This is a genomic window from Streptosporangium sp. NPDC006013 (assembly GCF_040614275.1).
Lineage (GTDB): Bacteria > Actinomycetota > Actinomycetes > Streptosporangiales > Streptosporangiaceae > Streptosporangium.
This window is the reverse complement of the sequence record NZ_JBEXUE010000210.1, coordinates 1-16,737: the sequence shown is the minus strand read 5'-3', so window position 1 is coordinate 16,737 and position 16,737 is coordinate 1. Positions and strand designations below refer to the sequence as shown.

Here is a 16,737-nt window from a genome sequence, read left to right as displayed (position 1 = left end):
GATGGTGAAGTCCACCTGTGCTCGCCCTTCTCTGTTCCGGTCTCCGTCAGCGTGCGGAGAGCTTGGTCCGGTCGTAGGTGTCGGAGGTGATGCCGTCCTCACGCAGGGCCGCCTTGCGCACCTTCTCGGACGGGGTCTTGGGAAGCCGCTCGACCACCCGGACGAAACGGGGGATGGCGAAGGCGGGTACCCTGCCCTCACACCACGCGAGGATCTCCTCCGGGGACACCGGCTCCGAGACGACGATGACCGCGAGGACCTCGTCCTCCCCGGCCTCGACGTCGGCGGGCACGCCCAGGACGGCGCACTCCACGACGGCCGGGTGGCCGAGCACGGCCTGCTCGACCTCGTAGGAGCTGATGTTCTCGCCACGCCGCCGCAGCGCGTCCTTGTAACGGTCGACGAAGTAGAACCACCCGTCCTCGTCCTTGCGCAGGGCGTCACCGGTGTGGAACCAGAGGTTCCGCCATGCCTCGACGGTCTTCTCCGGCATCCCGTAGTAGCCGTTGCTGCAGGTCCACGGATGCACGGGGCGGACGACGAGTTCTCCGACCTCGCCGACCGGAACCTCCCGATCGGTCTCAGGGTCGACCAGCCGGATGTCGAACCAGTCCGCGGCCTGGAGCCCCGCCGCACCGGGGGGCCGCTCCACTCCGTAGGGCGAGAGAATCGGCGCCGAGGTCTCGGTGAGCCCGAAGGCGTCGACGAACGCCTCGATCCCGTACCGCTCCTTGAACTGCTTGACGATCGTGCTCGCCGTGGGCGCGGCGTACACGCAGCGCAGCCGGTTGTCCAGATCGTTCTCGCGAGGCGGCTGCTTCCAGGCGAAGTCCATCATCACGCCGACGAAGTTCGTCACGGTGACCTTCGAGTCACGCACGTGGTCGATCCACCGGCTCGCACTGAACTTGGGCCGCACCACTGCCCGCCCACCGGCGATGATCACCGGGAACACCGCCATGAACTGCGCGTTGCCGTGGAAGAGCGGGGTCGTCGTGAGGTAGGTGTCCTCAGCCGTGAGCCGGGTGAGGCAGACCACCTCCTGGCCGAAGAAGTACAGCTGGGAGTTCGGCATCGCCACGCCCTTCGACGGACCTGTGGTGCCGGAGGTGAAGAAGATCGCGCCGAGGTCCTGTGCCCTGGGAGTCGGCAGATCCAGCACCGGGCCCTCTTCGAGGTCCTCCCACGGTGCGGCCTTCCAGCCGTTCTCCCGGAGCAGGCCGATCGCGGTGTCCCGGGCGCCCGAACCCGTGTCGATGACCCAGAATTCCTCGATCCCCCGCGCGTGCTCGGCGATGGCCACGATCCGCTCGGCGAAGGTGTCGTCGATGATCGCGAACCGCGCCCGCACAACGCCGAGCTGGTGGCGCAGGAACTCACCTTCGTAGTTGGTGTTGATCGGCACCTCGACCAGTCCGCCGACGGCGGTCCCCCACCAGCTGCGGACCAGCTGCGAGGAGTTGACCGCCATGATGACGACCCGATCCCCCTGGGAGGCTCCGGCGGTGATCAGCGCTCCGGCGATCCGCTCCGCACTGGACAGCGCCTCGGCGTAGGTCCAGCCGGCATTCTCCTCGGGGGTTTCGAGACAGACCGACTCCGGGCGCAGCTTGGCGTGATGGCGCAGGACGTGACTCAACGTCCACGTCTCCGGATCGGGGAAGGTCGGTACAAGATCGGTGTAAACCATCGGCCGGCGGCTCACCTGTGGGCCTCCGTGAACACGGACTCGGCGATGTCGGTGCGCGGTGTGATCGCCCTCATGGCGGGGACCACTTCGCGGCCGAGCCTGGTGATCGACGCGATGGTCTCATCGGCGTCCATCGACGGCCACTGCGGACGCAGCAGCAGCGGGTCGACCGGGAGTGTCTCGACAAGGTCGGTCAGCTGGGCCACCACGTCGTCCGGTGAGCCGATGACGGCGTGACCGGACACCGCCTTGAAGAAGTCGTTCTCAAGGTCGGTGTCCTGCATGACGTCCAACCCCTTCTGCGCGTAGGTCAGGTAGCGTCCCTGGGCCACCCTCGCGTACTCCACCATCGCCTCCTGACGGGTGTCCGCGACCAGGCAGTTGCGGCGCAACGGCTGCGGGCCGAACTCCTTGCCGCGTTCCAGGAAACCGTCACGCACGATCGCGTACCGCTCAGCCACCTCGTGCTTCGGTGTCTCCGGAGGGCAGGCGTAGGCGTCGCCGTACTTGGCCGCCCGCCGCACGCCGGGGATGGCGTGGGCCCCGATCCAGATCGGCGGGTGCGGGTCCTGGACCGGGAACAGGTGAGGATGCACGTCCTCGAGAGTCCAGTACTTGCCGTGGTGATTGACGGTGTCCTGGGTCCATAGCTTCTTCATCAGCTCGAGGGACTCGTCGAACCGTCCCGCACGCTGCTTGTAAGGCACATCGAGATAGTCGAACTCCTCGGGCCGGTAACCGAGCCCCGCCCCGAAGATCAGGCGTCCCTCGGTGACGACATCGAGGGTGGCGATCTCCTCGGCCAGCATCACCGGGTGGTAGAGCGGCGCGATCATGATCTGCGTGACGAGACGCACGTGCGGATCGACCTCGGCCGCGAGGCGGGCCAGCAGCGGCACCGGCTGCAGCCAGCGCAACTCGCCGTAGAGAAAATGCTGGCCGATCGCGATGTAGGTGAAGCCGCTGTTCTGGGCGGCTTCGACGATACGGAGAACGTCCTTGAACTGCTGGGCCGGCGAGACCGTCTTGGGCACATCACTGAGCAGAAGACCGACCTGGACCATGACTAAGCCTCTCTGGAAACACTGCTTGGAGTGGAATGCTGCCTTCGGATCTCGGGTGCCGTCTTCACGCGTTGGGAGGCAGGCCGGCGTTGGCCCAGCCTCCGTCGACCGGCAACACGACTCCGGTGATATAGCTCGCGCGGGGCGAAGCGAGGTAGACCACCGCGTCGGCGATCTCGGACGGCTTCCCGACCCTCCCCATGGGGATCCGCGCGACGTAGCCCTCGTTCGAGATGCGCCCGCTCGCGACCATGGCAGCCTGCATCTCCGTCGCGATGGTGCCCGGCGCGACGGCGTTGACCCGCACGCCGGCCGGTGCCCACTCGACGGCGAGCGCCCGCACGAGACCGTCGATCCCCGACTTCGAGGCGCAGTACGCGGCGCGGGCACCGAAGCCGAGGGAGGCGCAGATGGACGACACCATAACGATGCTCGATCCGGGGCCGAGATGCGGGTAGGCGGCCTTTGCCCCCGTGAAGGCGGCACGAAGGTTGACCGACAGCACACGGTCCCACTCCTCGACCGGGAAGTCCGCCGTCTCCCCCGGCGAGGTGACCCCCGCGTTGAGGACGAGCGTCGCGAGCCCACCCCCGATCTCGGCGGCGAGGCGGAATGCCTGCTCGAGCACCGAAGGATCCCCGACGTCGCCGACGACGGCGCGGTGCCCCTCCCCGAGTTCCCCGGCGACGTCCTGAACGCTCTCATGCAGGTCGACCGCGACCACGGCCGCCCCCTCCCCGGCGAACGCCTCGGCGACCGCCTTCCCGAGCCCGCGCGCGGCGCCGGTCACCACGACCCCGACGGGCCCGGGCTCGGCTGTTCCGTCCACGACCTGCTCGACAGCAGTGACACCTGTCATTAGCGCGCCTTCCAAGTCCAGGACGGGACCCCCGCCGACCATCCCGTGCAAACGTTGTGACGACCGTAACACCGCCGTCGATTCATGACAATGATAAGCCTAGACTCCCCTCGCCTTTCACGTGGGCACCGACGAGCCGAGGCGACCGGCGGTCGCCCGTCACCGCGGAGGCGACGGGCGTGTCCCGCGCGGAGGTCGAGGTCACCTCGGGCGTGGCACCGCCCGGAGCGGGCTACTCGGACGTCCCGACGGGGACGTAGCCCGAGGCGGCCTTGGGCAGGGTGAGGAAGCGCTCGACGGTGATCTTCTTGTGAGCGAGCCTGTGCTCTTCACCGTCCTCGACGTGGACGTCGTCGTAGTACCCGACGATGATCCGTGTCTCCGTCGGGTCGAACATCGTCGCCTGGAAGTACGCGTGCGTCTGGATCGTGCCGTCGTCGAGTCGGTCGGCGGTGACATTGGTCACGACGTGCTTGCACACCTCGGTCACCGAGGCGTTCTGCGCGCGGTAGACATCAAGGAAGGGTTCCATCCCCTCGATCGGGGGTGCCGCGGCGCGGGTCATCCTGATGTCGTCCGTGGCGATCTTCCGCAGGGTGTCGAGGTCACCCTCGTCAACGGCTCGCGCGTAGACGTTGTAGAGCCGCACGGCGCGGGCGGTGGTCTCAGCGTTGTGATCGGTCATTTGGCGGTCAGCCCTCCGTCGATGGGGATGGTGACACCAGCGACGAAGCCTGCGTCGTCACTGGAGAGAAAGGCGACCACACCGGCGATCTCCTCCGGAGTGGCCGGCCGGCTTGTCGATCGTCTCGATCCCGCGCTCGTCGCCGTACCGACGGTCGCACTCCCGCCGAGGACGGCCATGAGGTGATTGCCCACTGGGACTCCCCTCCTGCTGGAAAAGCGTGCCGGAGAACTCGAACGGGACAGGGACTACTCAGCGCGCTTACCTCCACGACCGTTCCCCGGCATCTTGCGCGAGTCGTGACTGACCGCGGTGGCCACCGAGCGGACCTCGAACACCACCCGATTGGGGCTGTCGAGAAGTCGGGTGAACGCCGCCGGGTCCTCCGGCTGCATCCTGGTGGTGAACTTCTCGAAGAACCACTCCTTGGTCTTCGCGTCCCGATGCACGGTGGCGACCCCGCGGATGGCGAGCATCTGGCGTCCGGGGGTACCGGTCCCCGAGTTCGACACGACAATCGTCACGCGCGGATCAGCGGCCAGGGCACGGGCGTGCGGACGGCTCTCCACGGCGGTGAGCCAGAAGGTCCCGTCCTCCACGAAGAAGCTCATGATCACGCCACTCGGCCAGCCGTGCTCGTTGGCGAAGACAAAGGTGCACTCGGTCTGCTTCTCGAGCAGTTCTCCCTGCTCCGCCCGGCCCGTCTTGAGAGACTGCAACGCCTCAAGATCGTCAACTCCGACCCTGCCCATGTGTATCCCCTTCTCGATGCGGATGAACCATGATATTCGTAGTCATAATTAATCCGTCAAGAGGCCCCGTTCCACGGGCAGGCCGGCGACGTCGGCACCGACGAGGAATCCGGGGGCATCGGTCCAGGCCGATCCGCCGCCCGCGAAAAGCGTCCGCATTCCGGTGCGGGGCAGCAGATCACGCCGGCCTTTGACGGCGATCGTTCGCCCTGGGTCAAAGGACCGCGGTCCCGCGGCCACCCGGACGACCGAGGAAGTTCGAGGAGCGGGCCCCAGAAGCCGCGGCGGCCCGGACGCGAGAGCACATCGACGCCTACCAGAGCCATGCCAGGCGCCGGCGGTTCCCCCAGACACTCAACGAGACGGTTACCCGGGACTCCCGCCCCTTCGGCCGGCGCCCCAGGAACCGACATCATCGGGACGTTCAGTCGCCATGACCGACCAGTGCGGCCTCTCCAAGGAACGCCCGTAGCACTGCGGCGTTGTCCCGGGCGCTCGCCGCCGGACCTGTGAAGACCACCTCACCCCGCGCGATGGCGACGACGTCGTCGGCAACCTCCAGGCCGGCCTCGGCGTTCTGCTCGACCATGAGAATACCGATGCCGGAGTCGGCCATCGTCCGCACCTTGGCGAGGATGGAGTCCACGATTGCGGGCGCGAGCCCCATGGACGGTTCGTCCATGAGCATGACCTTGGGCTGGGACATCAGCGCCCGCCCGAAGGCGAGCATCTGCTGCTCGCCCCCGCTCAGCAGACCGGCCGCCGAGTGGCTGCGCTCCTTGAGGATCGGGAACATCTCGTAAACCTTGGCGAGCGTCTCGCCGTAGCTGTTCCTTGGCGCCACATAGGCGCCCATCCGCAGGTTCTCGTGGATCATCAACGGGCTGAAGACACGCCGGCCCTCCGGGACGAGTGCGATGCCGCGACGGACGATCTTGTGAGGAGGCAACCCCGTGATGTCACGGCCGTCAAGCCGGATCGTGCCCGCATGCGGCTTCTCCAGGCCCGCGATGGCCTTCAGGGTCGTGCTCTTCCCGGCGCCGTTGGCGCCCAGCACCAGGGTGACCTTCCCGGGTTTGACCAACAGGCTGACACCGCGAACGGCTTCAACCTTGCCGTAGCTGACCTGAATGTCGCTGATCTCAAGCATGCTCTCGCCACTTCTTTCCGAGATACGCCTCCTGCACCTGCGGGTTCTGCACGACGGCCTCGGGCGTGCCCTCGGCGATGAGCCGACCGTAGTTCATCGCGAACACGTAGTCGCAGGTGTCGATCATCATCTGCACGTCATGCTCCACGAGCAACTGGCAGAGTCCTTCGGAACGCAGGCTCCTGAGAAGGCCCGAGATCTCCGCGCGCTCCTTCTGGTTCATCCCCGCGGTGGGCTCGTCGAGAAGGAGCAGCCTGGGGTCCATCGCGATGGCCCGCGCGATCTCCACCCGGCGCTGTGTTCCGTAGGACATCTCCGAGGGATAGTGCTCCTCGAACCCCTGGAGTTGCGTTCGTGCGATCGCGTCGGCGACCGCGGGCGACCGGCCCCGGCCGAACAGCCGATCGAAGAACCCGGGCCTCTCCTCGGATGCCCCGGAACGCGCGTCCGCTCCGAGCTGGATGTTGTCACGGACCGTGAGGTCAGGCAGTAGCCGCACGGTCTGGAACGTCCTGGCGACGCGTCGCCGGGCCACCTCTGAGGCAGGAACACGGTGGTACTCGACGTCGTCGAAGTACATCTCTCCACGGGTGAGCGGGGTCAGCCGGGTCAGCGCGCCGAGGAGCGTGCTCTTGCCCGACCCGTTGGGACCGATGATTCCGTAGATCCTGCCCGGCAGGAGTTTGAGGGACAGCCCGTCGACGGCCTTCACCCCACCGAAGTGCACGGCCACATCGCGCACCTCAAGCACTGGCACCTGGGTACTCATGAGGTCGACTCCACTTCCGACTTCCGCGCAAGTCTCTCGGGCGCCGGCGACTCGTCGTCCGAGTCGTCATCGCCGGGCACCTCCACGGCCTGCCCATGGTCGCGCCTGCGGCGCTGCAGGCTCCGCCTGGTGTTGACGATCAGGCCGTGGATCCCCCGGGGCAGGAAGATCGCGGCGAGGGCGACGATGATCCCGTAGATCAGCTCCTGCCACTCCCCGACCACGTCGAGCAACTCGGGAAGCCACGTGAAGATCACTGCGCCGAGGACCGCGCCCTTCCAGGAGCGCGCACCGCCAATGATGATCATGGTGAGGGCCAGGACGATGAGGCCGAACCCGATGCTCTCCGGGCTGACCGTGCTTCGCAGCAGCATGTTCATCGCACCGGCGATGCCGCCGAGGGCACCGCTCACGACGAAGCCGACCAGGCGATACCGCCTGACGCTGATGCCCGTCGAAGCCGCCAGCTCGGGGTCGTCGCGCACCGCGTCGACCCGGCGGCCGGTGCGACCGACCTCGGAGAGGGCGACGAGGCCGAGGACCACGAGGGTGATGATCACGAGGTGTGGCGTGCCGAAGTCGCTGAGGACGCCGAAGAGACCCGTGGGTCCACCGGTAAGGTCACCGCCGTTGACGGCCAGCACGGAGATGATGAGGTCGAACGCCACCGTGGCCATCGCGAGGTAGAGTCCGGCCAGTCGCGAGATGAGCAGTCCCAGCAGCAGGCCGATGACGGCGGTCACCAGGGCGGCCACGATGACGACCATCATGCCGGGCATTTCCATGCGGAGCGTGAGGATACCCGCCAGGTAGGCACCGATGCCGTACGAGCCCGCACCGGCGAACGAGAACACGCCCATGCGAAGCGGCACCTGGACGCTCAGCGCAAGGACGAGACCGACAAAGGTCGCCTGGATCAGCACCACGTTCGCGTCATAGAAGTCGGTCATGTGCGCCGGACCTCCTTCCGGCCGAAGATCCCCGAGGGGCGAAGCATGAGGACGAGGAAGATCAAGCCGAAGGACACGGCTTCGACCCAGAGCCCGCTGGTCTGGGTCAGCACGAAGGTCTCGGCGAACGCCAGGACCAGCGACCCGGCGACCACGCCGATGGTGCTTCCCACACCGCCGAGCACGATGCAGGCGAAGGCCTTGATGAGGAGGGTGTCACCGCTCTCCGGGGTGAGGGCTCCCAAGCTGTAGGTCAGGAGGATGCCTGCCAGGCCGGCCAGACCACCGGAGACGGCCATCGCTCCGAGCGCGAGCCGCCGCCGGTCGACTCCCATGAGTGAGGCGACTTCCGGGTCCACGCCGATCGACCGCAGCGCCAGGCCCTGTCGTGAACGGCGGAGCCACCATGCCGTGCCCAGTCCGAGGGTCAGCGCCAGCAGTATGGTGAGGAGCTGGATGTCGGTGACCCACAGGCCGCCGAACGTCAGCTTGGTGACCTCGAACGAGGACGCCTCGAACCCGAACGGGTTGCTCTTGGTATAGTGCTGAGCGATCACCAGGGGAATGATCGCCACACCGATGCCGCCGATGAGCATCTGCATCTCGGCGGACTTCCGATCCTTGGCCCGCTTCAGAATCTGTTCGAAGGCCACCACTTGGACCAGCAGTGAGAACACCGCCCCGACGGCGATGCCGATGAGGATGACCAGGGGAAGTGGCAACGCCCACTGCTGGAGGATCAGGTGTGCGCTGAACGCCGAAAACATGAAGATCGACCCGTGGGAGAAATTGAGGATGTCGATGGTCCCCCACGTGAGGTTCATCCCAAGGGCGAACAACAAGTAAATGGATGCCAGGCCCAAGGCGCCGATCAGGTCCTGCAAGGCTCGCCCCTCCTTTCATAAGTGTCATGGACATGGGTGGGAAGCACGGCTTGCGTCGTGTATCCCACCCCGTACCGATTGTCCTCAGTTGGTGTCGGGCGTTAGCCGGACCTACTTCAGGGTCGCCTCGTAGAGCAGGTCCTCGCCGGTGCCGTTCCAGCGGATCACGACACCTGGCACCTGAAGGTCCCGGTTCTTCCACGTCAGGCCCTCGCCGAGCGCACCGTCGAACGGCTGCGCGGCCACGGTCGCCATGGCGTCCTTGATGGCGGAGCGGTCCGCACTGTTGGCCTGCTTGATGGACTTCGCCAGGAACCAGGCGGCGTCGTACGCTTCGGCCGCGTAGTTCAACGGCGTCTCACCGCTGGCCGCCTGGTATGCCTTCACGAACTTCTGGCTCGACTCGGAGCTCATCTGGTGGTTGAAGTCGACCGGCCAGACCATGCCCGCCCCGTCGGGCCCGGCCGGCTTGAGGCCTCCGGCGCTCGCACCGGAGTTGCCCAGGACGTCCCCGGTGTACCCGGCCTGCCGAAGCTGCTTCATGGCCGTCGCGTTCTGCGCGCCGATCAGGAGGACCGACACGACGTCCGGCTTGCCCTTGAGGATCTGGGAGATCGGAGCGGTGAAGTCCTGCGTCGTCGCCTGGGTCCCGACGCTGCCGGTCACCGTGATGCCCAGTTCCTTCGCCATCGCCGGAAGGGTCTCGCTCCCGATGTTCGACAGCGTCGGGGTCGCCTGCGTGTAGATGATCCCGACGGACTTGTAGCCCTTCTCCTGGATGTACTTCTTGAGGATCGGGTAGTACTCACGCATCAGTGGGGTGGCCCGGTAGGTGTAGTCGCCGACGATGACACCGTCGCTGCCCGCCTGGGTGAAGATGACCGGGAGTCCGCTCTTCTGGGCGAGGGGAGCCTGCGCCACGGCCTCGTTGCTCGAGACCGAACCGAAGATGGCGGAGACCGACTTGTCGGCAATCGCCGACGTCGCCTCCTTCGCAGCCGTCTGCGGCTCGGTCTTGGTGTCGACGAACTTCAGCTGGATCGTGGTGTCTCCCAGGAACTTGGAGTCGTTGATCTCCTTTACCGCGAGCTCGTAGCCCTTGTTCGCGGAGGACCCGGCGAACGCCACCACACCCGTCGTCGGATTCGTTGAGACGACAGTGATGGTGGCGGGCAGGCCACCACTACCCTTGGTGGCCGCGGCTCCGTCGTCCGCACCCCCACCACACGCTGCAAGCGCGAGCAGCGAGCCAACCACCAACACCGACTGCACGGCACCGCGACGCTGACGTCGGAACGCGTTTCCGTCCATCCGACACTCCATTCAGGGTATGAATATCATGCACATGATTAGCATGTTGGGGTCCAACCTAGGCCGCCTGCGCAATCCCTGTAAAGGACTTCTGCGAACGGTTCCCGAGCTGTGACGTCATCGGGCGGTCGCCGACACGTAACGTCACCGCAACAGGCGGCACGGCTCGCTCCACCTGGCGTGACGGCTCGAGGAACGCGCACGCGTGGCCGCAACGCGCTCCGGTAGCCACCGAATGGAACAGGGTCGAGCCGGGCCGCCGGGATGTCCGTCAGGTCCCGCGCGGGGAAGGCATGGGGACGACCGGCCTTCCACGCGATCATGTTGATCGGGTGGTCGTACGGGGTGATCGTCGTGACGACACCGATGGGACGGCGCAGCAGGACGCTCTTCGAGCGGACCGGCGCCTCCTGGGTGGGCGGATTCTCGGCGGCGTCGGCCTCCCATCGGGAGTTGACAGATGGAGTACGGGCCTGGAGGGTACGCGCCAACGAGATCGGCGAGCCCGCCTCGGCGACGACAAGCCGGGCCGGCTCCTCCTCGTACTCCGCAAGCAGTCCGGCGATGCGCCTGTTACCGATGTCGCCCTTGTCACCCGAGCGGCCGTAAGCGATCTCACGCAACTTCATGACACCACCGACTCGGTCTCGAGCGTGACCGGCTCACGTGGCACGTAGGCCGGAGTCGCCGCGAGCGCCGCCGCCCCCGGCAGGGCCGAAGTACAGAAGCCCGACCTCGTGGGCCACACGGCTCGCGCGCACTCCTCGGATGGTGTGCGCACGGCGAGGCGGAGACGGACCTCCTCCGGGTGGGCGGATCCGTCGCGGTCCCCGAAGAGCGAGTTCAGACCCTGGAGGTCGATCCGGATGTCGTCGACGTCTCCGGCGAAGGCACCGAGGCGGGTACACACGATCTCCTCCGCACGGCGGGGTTGGCGGCACCGAGGTTGCCGACGACCTTGCCCCCTCCCGCCAGACAGGAGCGCAGGACCGGGACGAGCGACCCAATGCGCTCGTCCTGGCCTGTCGCACCGTCCCGGCGTCGACGTACGTGCGCCAGCGCCATGGTGCGCTCGGCGAGGCAGTCGAATCCGGTGTAGGAGACATGCCCGCTCTCGGCCATCGCCGCCGCCGGCCGGTCATTTGCGTAGGCCGACCCGGCACCTATGCTCAGGGAGCGGCCCGGCGACCGAACGGGCTGCGACCTCGGCATGCTCAGTCGCTCTCAATGGCGAGCTCGGGGCAACTGTCCGCCGCGAGCCGAGCCTCCTCCTCCTTACCCGCGGGCACGGTCTCGTCCTTGACGTAGGCGTGACCGTCCTCCTCACGGGCGAGGAAGATGTCGGGCGCGCTCAGCCGACACAGGCCGTGCCCCTGGCAGCGATCTTCGTTGACATGCACCTTCATGGGGGGTCCTCCTAGGTCCTGGCGCTCCGACCGGGAAGCAACACGGCCCGAAAGTCGCGAACGCATTGACATCAGACGGATTCAGTATAACCATAATCAGATAATTTGACACCCCTGAGAGGCGATACGCGATGACCGAAGCAGGCCGTTGCCCGGTGGTCCGTTTTGACCACAACTCCGACGAGCACTCCACCGACCCGGTCGGCTCGTACCAGCGGTTGCGCGAGGCTCACCCGATCGCCTGGTCCGAGGCGCATGGCGGTTACTGGATCCTGTCGGACTATAAGGCGGTCTTCGAGGCCGCCCGCGATGACGCGACCTTCTCGTCCGAGCGGAACAGCTACGGCGGGGAGGGGCTTTCCGTGGTCATCCCCAAGACCCCGATGCCCTTCCACATCCCGATCGAGATCGACCCGCCGAACTTCCGCAAGTGGCGCAAGCTCATCAACCCGATCACCGCACCGGCGGCCGTCGAGCGCATGCAGGAGCTGGTCACCCACTACGTGACGTGGTTCATCGACGAGATCATCGAGTCCGGTGAGTGCGACATGGCCGAGGTCATCGGTGTCCCCTCCATCGTGACCGTCGACTGGCTCGGCCTCGAGGTCTCCGACTGGACTCGTTACGCCTCCGCCCACCACGCCGCCTTGGCCGCCGTCCCGGGCAGCGCGAAGTACAGGCATGCGGTCGAGGTCGACTTCCCCTACCTGGCGGGCAAGACGCGCGACATCATTCGCGCCCGGCGCGAGAACCCGACGGACGACATCATCAGCTACCTCGTCCAGCAGCAGGTCGACGACCGGCCGGTCACCGACGAGGAGGTGTTCGACATGGTCGATCTGCTGCTGGCCGGTGGGGTCGGCACGACCGCCTCTCTCGTCAGCAACACCGTGGTCTGGCTCTACCGGAACCCGGAGGTGCGGCAGCGTCTGATCGACGACCCGACGCTGCTCGACAAGGCGATCGAGGAGTTCCTCCGCTTCTTCTCCCCGACCCAGGCACTCGCCCGTACGGTGACCGACGACACCGAGTTCCTCGGCTGCCCGATGCAGAAGGGCGATCGCGTCCTGCTTTCGTGGGCCTCGGCGAACCGCGACCCCGCTCAGTTCGAGGACCCGGACGCGGTGGACATCGAGCGCTGGCCGAACCGCCACACCGCGTTCGGCATCGGCATCCACCGCTGCGCGGGCTCGAACCTCGGTCGCGCCATGGCCAAGGAACTGCTGAGCCAGATTCTCACCCGGATGGGCGACTACGTGGTGGACCTCGACGCCCTCGAGGCCTACCCGCACCAGGGCACCAACACGGGCTGGCAAAGGATCCCGGCCACGTTCACCCCCGGCGAGCGGCGGCTCCGTGACGCTGAGGTACCCAACGTCGCGCGCTGAATCCGAGACGAAACGACTGCCAGGAGGCATGACAGTGAGCTTCAAACGGGTTACGTACGACGTCGTGGTCCTTGGCACCGGCGCGACCGGCCTCGTCGCAGCCCTTGCCGCGGCGGACTCCGGTGCGACCGTGGGCCTGTTCGAGAAGGGAGACCTGATCGGAGGCACGACGGCCCTGTCCAGCGGCGTCGTGTGGATACCCGCGAACAAGTACGCGGCCGAAGCCGGCGTCGTCGACTCTCGCGAGGAGGCCCTGGCCTACCTCGACGCCCTCTCGCACGGCATGATCCTGCCGGAGCTCGCCGAGGCCTTCGTCGACGGCGGCAGCGAGTTGATCACGTGGCTCGAGAGTTCGACCCCCCTGAAGCTCCGTCTCGTCCCAGGCTTCCCCGACTATCACCCCGAGCACGCCGGCGGGAAACCGCTCGGCGGTCGCTCGCTCGAGCCGGAGCTGTTCTCGTTCGACCAGATCGAGGGCTGGGGGGAGCGGATGATCGGAACCACCCGGCCGATGAACGTCACCGAGACCCCCATCGGCGGCGGGACCGGCATCCTCGCGGCCGAGGTCGACGCCGAACGGCGATCCCATGCGATCGAAGGCCTGGGCCGGGCCCTGGTCGGGTCCCTGCTCAAGGGCTGCCTGGATCACGGGGTTGAGCCGGTGACCGGAGCGCGGGCGACCCGGCTGCTGGCCGACGGGGAAAAGGTGATCGGCGTCGAGTTGCAGACGGCCGAGGGCCGGGTGGAGGTGTACGCCAAGGCCGTCATCCTCGCGACCGGCGGGTTCGAGTACGACGACGAACTCGTCCGTGACTTCCTGCGAGGGCCGATGCGGAGGCCGGCCGGCGTGCCGACCAACACCGGAGACGGGTTGAGGATGGCGATGCGCCTGGGAGCCCGGCTGGGCAACATGCGCGAGGCGTGGTGGGTCCCTGTCGCCCAGCTGCCGGGAGGGCGCCCTGACGGCGGGAACAACGTACTCCTCGTACTCCGTGAGCGGACCCTCCCCCGCTCGATCATGATCAACCGCAAGGGGCGGCGGTTCACGAACGAGGCCGCCAACTACAACGCTCTCGGCGGAGCCTTCCACACGTTCGACCCCGCCTCGTTCGACTACGTGAACCAGCCATGTTGGCTGGTCTTCGACCAGGGGTTCGTTGACGCCTACGGCGGCTTCGGCGTCCCGGCGGGCGGGCTCGCCCCGGAGTGGGTCACCCGGGGCGAGGACCTCGCCGATCTCGCCGGCAGGATCGGTGTTCCCGCCCCTGCCCTTGAGGCCACGGTCACCCGCTGGAACAAGCTGGTCGCCGCAGGGCACGACGACGACTTCAACCGCGGCGACAGCGCCTACGACGGCTGGTGTGGTGATCGCGCCCGGTATCCCGGCGTGATGGCCACCCTCGGCCCGCTCGACCAGGGGCCCTACTACGCCGTGGAACTCCTCACTTCGACGCTCGGGACCAAGGGCGGCCCCCGAACCGACGTCGACGGCGCGGTCCTCGACGTCGACGGCCAGACCATTCCGGGCCTCTTCGCCGCGGGCAACGTCATGGCCGCACCGACCGGCATGGTCTACGGAGGAGCCGGCGGCACACTCGGACCGGCCCTGGTCTTCGGCTACCGCGCAGGCCGTGCGGCCGCGGGGAGTGACAGATGAGCGTGCCCATCGTGGTGGTCGGCGCCGGCCTCGCAGGACTTCGCGTCGCCGAGCAGCTCCGCGCGGCCGGCGACACGGGTCTCATCGTCGTCATCGGCGCCGAGGCCCACCCGCCCTACAACCGCCCCCCGCTGACCAAGGACGCACTCCGCGCGGGCGTCGATGCCGCGAAACTGATATTCCGGCAGAAGCCGTCGACGGCGGATGTCGAGTGGCGACTGGGCCGGACGGTCACCGGCGCCGACCTGGTAAACCGCACCGTGACACTGGACGACGGGGAGACGCTCGCCTACCGCGGACTCGTCGCGGCCACCGGGGTGGGCCCGAGGCGACTCCCGCTCGATGCGCCTCTGGCCTGGCGTCACGTCATCCGAACCCTCGAGGACGCGACCGCACTGCGCGAGGAACTCAGGCCGGGAGCACGGGTCGCCGTCCTCGGTGCCGGCTTCGTCGGCACCGAGGTCGCAGCCACCGCCGCACAGCTGGGATGTGAGGTCCACGTGGTGGATCCACTCGCCACCCCCCTCGTGCGTTCCCTCGGTGAGCTCGTCGGCTCGGAGATCCGGCGCAGGCACGAGGAGCACGGCGTCACGTTCCATCTGGGACGGTCGGTCGCCGCCATGACCGGTCGCGACGATCGGCCGGACACGATATTCCTCGACGACTCGTCGGCCCTGCCGGCCGATGTGGTGGTCGAGGCCGTCGGCTCGGCTCCGAACGTCGCCTGGCTCGAGGGCAACGGCCTCGCCCTCGACAACGGGATCACGTGTGACGTCCACCTGCACCCGCTGGGCCCGGACGGCCCGGTGCGCGATGTCGTGGCCGTCGGCGACGTCGCCAACTTCCCCAACCCGCTGTTCGGCGCCGAGCCTCAGCGGGTCGAGCACTGGAGCTGGCCGACCGAGACCGCGGGCCACGCGGCCCGCAGCCTGCTTGCCAAGATCGCCCTGGACCCGCCTTCCGGCACCGCGTTCACACCGCTCCCGACGTTCTGGACCGACCAGTACGGGACTCGGATCCAGTCACTGGGGATGCCCGGCCTCGGCCTTGAGGATGTGCGGGTCCTCGAAGGGGAGCCGACCGGCGAGTGCGCGATCGGCTACCACGTGGACGGCCGGCTCGTCGGGGTGGCCCTGATCGGTCTCGTCCGGCGACTCCTGGCCTACCGCACGCAACTGCTCGATGCACGTGCGATCGCCGTCACGTGACCGACCCCGACATGCCCCAGGCCAGGTCCTCGCGCCCCGCGAGCCGGCAGCGCCGAAGTAACGGTTCCCGTCGGCGTCCGCACGACGATCGCGGCACGACAGAGACAAATATCTATATGCATGAATATCAGCTATCTGATATGACTTGTGCATGACAGAGTCGCGTACGTCACGCTTGACAGCGCGACCGTCCCCTCGGGGATCCTCCGCGACGATCCCCGTCTGGCTCATGGTCGTCATGATCGGCGTCATTGGCCTCAACCTCCGCGCGGCGCTGGGTTCGGTCCCCCCGCTTCTCGGTGAGATCTCCGTCGATCTCGACCTGTCCGGGTCCATGCAGGGAATGCTGACCTCCCTCGGTGTGATCTTCATGGGCTTGTCGGCACCACTTGGTCAACGCTTCGCTGCGAGGTACGGCTCAGAGGTCACCATCGCCGTGTTCATGGGGCTGCTCTCGGTCGGCGGCCTGATGCGCCTGGCCGCGGCCGCCACGGCGGTGCTTCTCGCCTCCGTGGCGGTCACCGGGATCGCCATGGGCGCGATCTCCGCCCTGGTACCCGGCCTCATCGCCCATCACCTCCCCCGGATCACAGGCCTGACCACCGGGATCTACTCGACCGGGCTGGCCCTCGGAGTCGCCGCCGCGGCGTGGATCGCCGTTCCGTCGGTCACCTGGCTGGGCGGCTGGCGCCCCGCACTGGCCGTATGGGGGGTGTTCGCCGCGCTGGCCGCTGTCGCGTGGGCGGCTCTGCTTCCCCGGCTGCGGCGCCTCCCGGCCGGCGGTGGGCCGAGGCCCGGCAGCACCGTGGTCGACCATCGCCTTCCGTGGCGATCGACCACGGCCTGGTGGGTGACCCTCTTCTCATCGGTGCCCATGAGCAGAGAGCGTGTTTTCCGAGTCCTTTAAGCTCTGAACCTATGGCGACCACGCATACCTACGACGTCAAGGTCGAGTGGACGGGCA

Annotated in this window: 19 protein-coding genes; 4 read left to right on the top strand and 15 right to left on the bottom strand. The window is 67.5% G+C overall.

Annotation, left to right across the window (positions count from 1 at the left end; genetic code table 11):
• Positions 1-46: 46 nt before the first annotated feature.
• From ABZ260_RS28160 to ABZ260_RS28090, 15 genes are all read right to left on the bottom strand, one after another.
• Positions 47-1,690, bottom strand: a complete 1,644-nt coding sequence (locus ABZ260_RS28160; RefSeq protein WP_355623651.1) for an AMP-binding protein — start codon at positions 1,688-1,690, stop codon at positions 47-49.
• Between the two features lie 11 nt (positions 1,691-1,701).
• Complete coding sequence (locus ABZ260_RS28155; RefSeq protein WP_355623647.1) at positions 1,702-2,754, bottom strand: LLM class flavin-dependent oxidoreductase; 1,053 nt, start codon at positions 2,752-2,754, stop codon at positions 1,702-1,704.
• Positions 2,755-2,818: 64 nt separating this feature from the next.
• The gene (locus ABZ260_RS28150) at positions 2,819-3,613 is read right to left on the bottom strand and encodes an SDR family NAD(P)-dependent oxidoreductase (RefSeq protein WP_355623644.1); all 795 of its coding nucleotides are present in this window, start codon (positions 3,611-3,613) and stop codon (positions 2,819-2,821) included.
• Positions 3,614-3,845: 232 nt separating this feature from the next.
• Positions 3,846-4,298, bottom strand: a complete 453-nt coding sequence (locus tag ABZ260_RS28145; RefSeq protein WP_355564142.1) for a nuclear transport factor 2 family protein — start codon at positions 4,296-4,298, stop codon at positions 3,846-3,848.
• Positions 4,295-4,477, bottom strand: a complete 183-nt coding sequence (locus ABZ260_RS28140; protein ID WP_355623657.1) for an SDR family oxidoreductase — start codon at positions 4,475-4,477, stop codon at positions 4,295-4,297. The genes ABZ260_RS28145 and ABZ260_RS28140 overlap by 4 nt, the downstream gene beginning before the upstream one ends.
• Before the next feature lie 69 nt (positions 4,478-4,546).
• Entirely contained in the window at positions 4,547-5,050 is a 504-nt protein-coding gene (locus ABZ260_RS28135; RefSeq protein WP_355623641.1) for a pyridoxamine 5'-phosphate oxidase family protein, read from the bottom strand.
• Positions 5,051-5,474: 424 nt separating this feature from the next.
• Entirely contained in the window at positions 5,475-6,200 is a 726-nt protein-coding gene (locus ABZ260_RS28130) for an ABC transporter ATP-binding protein (protein ID WP_355564148.1), read from the bottom strand.
• Positions 6,193-6,969, bottom strand: coding sequence for an ABC transporter ATP-binding protein (locus ABZ260_RS28125; protein ID WP_355623638.1), 777 nt, complete (start codon positions 6,967-6,969; stop codon positions 6,193-6,195). Before ABZ260_RS28125 ends, ABZ260_RS28130 begins: the two co-directional genes overlap by 8 nt.
• Positions 6,966-7,919, bottom strand: a complete 954-nt coding sequence (locus tag ABZ260_RS28120) for a branched-chain amino acid ABC transporter permease (RefSeq protein WP_355623635.1) — start codon at positions 7,917-7,919, stop codon at positions 6,966-6,968. Before ABZ260_RS28120 ends, ABZ260_RS28125 begins: the two co-directional genes overlap by 4 nt.
• Positions 7,916-8,782, bottom strand: a complete 867-nt coding sequence (locus ABZ260_RS28115) for a branched-chain amino acid ABC transporter permease (protein WP_355623654.1) — start codon at positions 8,780-8,782, stop codon at positions 7,916-7,918. Before ABZ260_RS28115 ends, ABZ260_RS28120 begins: the two co-directional genes overlap by 4 nt.
• Before the next feature lie 132 nt (positions 8,783-8,914).
• Entirely contained in the window at positions 8,915-10,114 is a 1,200-nt protein-coding gene (locus tag ABZ260_RS28110) for an ABC transporter substrate-binding protein (protein WP_355623632.1), read from the bottom strand.
• Positions 10,115-10,152: 38 nt separating this feature from the next.
• Complete coding sequence (locus ABZ260_RS28105; RefSeq protein ID WP_355623629.1) at positions 10,153-10,743, bottom strand: aldehyde dehydrogenase family protein; 591 nt, start codon at positions 10,741-10,743, stop codon at positions 10,153-10,155.
• Positions 10,740-11,024 (bottom strand): hypothetical protein, encoded by a 285-nt coding sequence (locus ABZ260_RS28100; RefSeq protein WP_355623660.1) that lies wholly within the window; start codon positions 11,022-11,024, stop codon positions 10,740-10,742. The genes ABZ260_RS28105 and ABZ260_RS28100 overlap by 4 nt, the downstream gene beginning before the upstream one ends.
• On the bottom strand, positions 10,958-11,326 hold the full coding sequence (locus tag ABZ260_RS28095) for an acyclic terpene utilization AtuA family protein (protein ID WP_355623626.1): 369 nt from the start codon (positions 11,324-11,326) through the stop codon (positions 10,958-10,960). Before ABZ260_RS28095 ends, ABZ260_RS28100 begins: the two co-directional genes overlap by 67 nt.
• 2 nt (positions 11,327-11,328) lie before the next feature.
• The gene (locus ABZ260_RS28090) at positions 11,329-11,520 is read right to left on the bottom strand and encodes a ferredoxin (protein ID WP_355564168.1); all 192 of its coding nucleotides are present in this window, start codon (positions 11,518-11,520) and stop codon (positions 11,329-11,331) included.
• 131 nt (positions 11,521-11,651) lie between these two features.
• Here ABZ260_RS28090 and ABZ260_RS28085 point away from each other — a divergent pair, with 131 nt between their 5' ends.
• The 4 genes from ABZ260_RS28085 (at position 11,652) to ABZ260_RS28070 (ending at position 16,680) form a co-directional block, all read left to right on the top strand.
• Positions 11,652-12,908 carry a cytochrome P450 gene (locus ABZ260_RS28085; RefSeq protein WP_355623623.1) on the top strand — a complete coding sequence of 419 codons (1,257 nt, stop codon included), beginning with the start codon at positions 11,652-11,654 and terminating at the stop codon, positions 12,906-12,908.
• Positions 12,909-12,942: 34 nt separating this feature from the next.
• Positions 12,943-14,565, top strand: coding sequence for an FAD-dependent oxidoreductase (locus ABZ260_RS28080; RefSeq protein ID WP_355623620.1), 1,623 nt, complete (start codon positions 12,943-12,945; stop codon positions 14,563-14,565).
• Positions 14,562-15,773, top strand: a complete 1,212-nt coding sequence (locus ABZ260_RS28075; protein WP_355623617.1) for an FAD-dependent oxidoreductase — start codon at positions 14,562-14,564, stop codon at positions 15,771-15,773. Before ABZ260_RS28080 ends, ABZ260_RS28075 begins: the two co-directional genes overlap by 4 nt.
• 238 nt (positions 15,774-16,011) lie before the next feature.
• Positions 16,012-16,680 (top strand): MFS transporter, encoded by a 669-nt coding sequence (locus ABZ260_RS28070; protein ID WP_355623614.1) that lies wholly within the window; start codon positions 16,012-16,014, stop codon positions 16,678-16,680.
• Positions 16,681-16,737 lie beyond the last annotated feature (57 nt).